This is a genomic window from Actinoallomurus acaciae, assembly GCF_042429965.1.
GTDB classification, from domain to species: Bacteria; Actinomycetota; Actinomycetes; order Streptosporangiales; family Streptosporangiaceae; genus Actinoallomurus; species Actinoallomurus acaciae.
This window is the reverse complement of the sequence record NZ_JBHLZP010000655.1, coordinates 1-203: the sequence shown is the minus strand read 5'-3', so window position 1 is coordinate 203 and position 203 is coordinate 1. Positions and strand designations below refer to the sequence as shown.

1 protein-coding gene is annotated in these 203 nt (G+C 67.0%); it reads right to left on the bottom strand.

What is annotated here, in order from left to right:
- Positions 1 to 203: hypothetical protein (locus ACFFNX_RS44280; protein ID WP_446678558.1), on the bottom strand; the 203-nt coding region annotated here is incomplete at both ends.

Genomic DNA, 203 nt, shown 5'->3' with positions numbered 1-203 from the left:
TGTTGCGCACCTGCGACGTCAGGTTCGACGCCATGAAGTTCACGTTGTCGGTCAGGTCCTTCCACACCCCCGACACACCACGGACCTGCGCCCGGCCGCCGAGCCGCCCCTCCGTACCGACCTCACCGGCCACCCGCGTCACCTCACCGGCGAACGCCGACAGCTGATCCACCATCGTGTTGACGGTCAGCTTGAGCTCCAGG